This window comes from Kitasatospora sp. NPDC051914 (assembly GCF_040680995.1).
GTDB lineage: Bacteria > Actinomycetota > Actinomycetes > Streptomycetales > Streptomycetaceae > Kitasatospora.
In genome coordinates, this window is the sequence record NZ_JBFAXX010000148.1 from 1 (window position 1) to 4,095 (window position 4,095).

A 4,095-nucleotide genomic window follows, 5' to 3' on the forward strand; every position below is an offset into this window, starting at 1 on the left:
TCGCTCGCCGCCGAGGCGCTCGGCGACCGGGTCGGCACCTGGACCACGCTCAACGAGCCCTGGTGCAGCGCCTTCCTCGGCTACGCCTCCGGCGTGCACGCCCCCGGCCGCACCGACCCCGCCGACGCGCTCAAGGCCGCCCACCACCTCAACCTCGGCCATGGCCTCGCCGTCGGCGCCCTGCGCTCCGCCCTCCCGACCGGCTCCCGGATCGCCGTCTCGCTCAACCTGCACGCGATCCGCCCGCTCAGCCGGCACCCCGACGACCTCGAGGCCGCCCGCCGGATCGAGGCCGTCGGCAACCGGATCTTCACCGGCCCGATGTTCAAGGGCCGCTACGACGAGGACCTCATCGGCGACACCGCGCACATCGTCAAGTGGGACGAACTCGTCCACGACGGCGACCTCGCCGAAATCTCCCGCCCGATCGACCTGCTCGGCCTCAACTACTACAACCCCACCGTGGTCTCCTCCGCCGGGAACGCCAAGGACCTCCCCCGGCACGACGGTCACGGCGACAGCCCGCACAGCCCCTGGCCGGGCGCCGAGGACGTCGCCTTCCACCACGCCAACGAGGACCTCACCGCGATGGGGTGGCCGATCGACCCGACCGGCCTGTCCGACTCGCTGACCGCCCTCCACCGCGAGTTCGGCCTGCCGCTGCTGGTCACCGAGAACGGCGCCGCGTTCGAGGACGTGGTCGGCGCCGACGGCAGCGTCCACGACCCGGAGCGGATCCGGTACATCGAGGGGCACCTGAGCGCGATCGCCGACGCGATCGACGCCGGCGCCGACGTCCGCGGCTACTACCTGTGGTCACTGATGGACAACTTCGAGTGGGCCTACGGCTACGGCAAGCGCTTCGGCATGGTGCACGTGGACTACGACACGCTGGTCCGCACGCCCAAGTCCAGCGCCCGCTGGTACTCGCAGGTGATCCGCCGGGGCGGGCTGGCCTGACCGCCGTCTCCGCGGGATCCTGTGCAGTCTTCGAAACTTTCGAACACTTATTGCTGCAGGTTTCGGCAATCCCGAGAAGATCGCGGGGAAATCGAGCGAAGGCAGGTCAAGTTTTTCAGGCACGCGTCGGCCTCCACACGTCTGGCCAGCCCCTTTGTGAGGATGGTGGACTTGGGGCAGGAGCGAATCTATCGCTCTCTTGGTCGAAAGTGTTGACACCCTGTCGGGTGCAGGTCAACACTGTCGCCGTCGACAAGTCCGAACGGCCCCGGATCCGGGCTGCATTCGCCAACTGGCTTCGGACACAACGATGCTGCTGTCAGGTCGGCTCTGCACACCGCCGTACGACGCCGTCCCACCCCTCGCGGTCGCCGGTGGCCCAGGGCTGCACCCACCCCCCACCCACTCACCAACAGGACGGATCACTCCCGTGAACCTCCCCCGCCCCAAAAGTCGCAAGACCGGTCGCCCCTGGCGACTCGTCGACAAGGCGCGCGTCCCCGTACTGGCCCTGGCGACCGTCCTGATCCTGCCCGGCACCGCCGATGCCGCGACCGTCACCACGAACCGGACCGGCACCGACGGCGGATACTTCTACTCGTTCTGGACCGAGGGCACCGGCGCGGCCTCGATGTCCCTGAACGGCGGCGGTAACTACAGCACCTCGTGGACCAACGCCGGCAACTTCGTCGCCGGCAAGGGCTGGAGCACCGGGTCCCGCAACCCGGTGACCTACTCGGGCACTTGGAGCACCAACGGCAACGCCTACCTGGCGCTCTACGGCTGGAGCACCAACCCGCTCGTCGAGTACTACATCGTCGAGAACTACGGCTCCTACAAGCCCACCGGCACGTACAAGGGCACCGTCACCAGTGACGGCGGCACCTACGACATCTACGAGACGACGCGCTACAACGCCCCTTCCATCGAGGGAATCAAGACCTTCAACCAGTACTGGAGCGTCCGGCAGACCAAGCGGACCGGCGGGACCATCACCGTCGGAAACCACTTCGACGCGTGGGCCAGGTACGGCATGAACCTCGGCACCATGAACTACGAGATCATGGCCACCGAGGGCTACCGGAGCAGCGGCAGCTCCAACATCACGCTGGGCTCCTCCACCGGCGGCGGCACCGGCGGCGGCGGCAGCTGCACCGCGACGCTCTCCGCCGGCGCCTCGTGGAGCGACCGCTACAACCTGAACGTCTCGGTCACCGGATCGAACACCTGGAAGGTGACCGTGAAGGTCCCCTCCCCGGAGAAGATCAGCGCGACCTGGAACATCAACGCGTCCTACCCCGACGCCCAGACGCTGGTCGCCACCCCCAACGGCGCGGGCAACAACTGGGGCATGACCATCATGAAGAACGGCAGCACCACTTGGCCGACGCTCTCCTGCAGCGCGAGCTGAGCCCGTAAGCGTCCGGTTCCACGCGGCAATCCCTGGAATTCTCTCCCCCCACTGCCCGGCGGGCACGGTAAATTGTTAGCGCTAACAGAGCATGCCCGGCCTGGCATCCCCCACCCACAAGGAGAACGGTCCGTCATGCCGTAGGCCAAAAGGAAGCCTCGTCTCCGTGAGGCCCTGACGGCGGCCGCATGCATGGTCGTCAGCTCGGCCAGAGCCGTCGCCGAGGGCCCGCGGCCGGCCATACCGCCGGGGTGACCACGCCGGGTGCGGCAGCGGCCTGGAGCAGCCGCTACTCGGCGGCAACAAGAAGCCCGCCCACAGCGCGGCGCTCACCGCCCCGGTCGGCAACAGCGACGGCACCCCTGGCGGCGGCATCACCTCCGGCACCGTCCACATGCTCTCCGACGCAGCCGCCGGACGCGTTCTCGACGAGCCCGCCGGACAGAACGGCAACGGCACACCCGTCCGGATCCGGGACTCCGACGGCGACGCCGACCAGCACTGGAACTTCCGGTGAGCCGGGCCACCGAGCGCGCCGATGGCAGCACACGAGTGTCAGCGCCAAAGACCCTGTTCGACAGTCCATCCGTTCACAGAGGAGGTCCCCCGTGCGCAAACATCTCTCCGTGATGCTCACCGCCGTGGTCGCGGCCGTGGCGGCGTTGGCAGCGCTGCTGTCCGCCAACCCGGCTCAGGCGGCCACCAGCGCAGCCTTGCGCGGCGTCGGTTCCGGTCGGTGTCTCGATGTGCAGAACGCCAGCCAGAGCGACGGCGCGGCCCTGCAGATCTATGACTGCTCGGGCGGCGCCAACCAGCTGTGGACGTTGACGTCCGGCAACCAGCTGACCGTGTACGGCAACAAGTGCCTGGATGTTCCGGGCCACGCCACCACGGCCGGCACCCGGGTGCAGATCTGGACCTGCAGCGGCGGCGCGAACCAGCAGTGGCGGGTGAACTCCGACGGCACGATCGTCGGCGTCGAGTCCGGACTGTGCCTCGACGTCACGGGCGCCGGCACGGCCAACGGCACGGCCGTGCAGATCTGGACGTGCAACGGCCGCAGCAACCAGCAGTGGACCGGCCTGTCGTCGAGCCCGTCGACGCCGACGCCCACGCCGACGGGCGGCACGTGCGCGCTTCCGTCGACGTACCGGTGGACGTCGACGGGTGCGCTGGCGCAGCCGGCGAACGGGTGGGTGTCGGTGAAGGACTTCACGAACGTCGTGTACAACGGCAAGCACCTGGTCTATGCGTCGAACGTGTCGGGGTCGTCGTACGGCTCCATGATGTTCAGCCCGTTCACCAACTGGTCGGACATGGCGTCGGCGGGGCAGAGCGGGATGGGCCAGGCCGCGGTGGCGCCCACGTTGTTCTACTTCGCGCCCAAGAACATCTGGGTGCTGGCGTACCAGTGGGGTCAGTGGCCGTTCATCTACCGTACGTCGAGCGATCCGACCAACCCCAACGGCTGGTCGGCGCCGCAGCCGCTGTTCACCGGCAGCATCTCGGGCTCCGGGACCGGCCCGATCGACCAGACGCTGATCGCCGACGGCCAGAACATGTACCTGTTCTTCGCCGGTGACAACGGCAAGATCTACCGGGCGAGCATGCCGATCGGGAACTTCCCGGGCAGCTTCGGCTCGTCGTACACGACGGTCATGAGCGACACGGTGAACAACCTGTTCGAGGCGCCGCAGGTCTACAAGGTCAAGGGCCAGAACCAG

At 68.3% G+C, this 4,095-nt stretch carries 4 protein-coding genes; all 4 read left to right on the forward strand.

The features are described from left to right. On the forward strand, positions 1-960 hold a 960-nt coding region (locus AB0M03_RS39450), incomplete at its 5' end, for a family 1 glycosylhydrolase (protein WP_363501615.1). Positions 961-1,465: 505 nt separating this feature from the next. Continuing rightward, the gene (locus AB0M03_RS39455; RefSeq protein WP_363501621.1) at positions 1,466-2,371 is read left to right on the forward strand and encodes a glycoside hydrolase family 11 protein; all 906 of its coding nucleotides are present in this window, start codon (positions 1,466-1,468) and stop codon (positions 2,369-2,371) included. Between the two features lie 394 nt (positions 2,372-2,765). Then, a complete protein-coding gene (locus AB0M03_RS39460) occupies positions 2,766-2,888 on the forward strand; it encodes a hypothetical protein (RefSeq protein WP_363501618.1) in 123 nt (40 codons plus the stop codon). A 112-nt stretch (positions 2,889-3,000) separates the two neighbouring features. Further along, on the forward strand, positions 3,001-4,095 hold a 1,095-nt coding region (locus AB0M03_RS39465; protein ID WP_363501624.1), incomplete at its 3' end, for a non-reducing end alpha-L-arabinofuranosidase family hydrolase.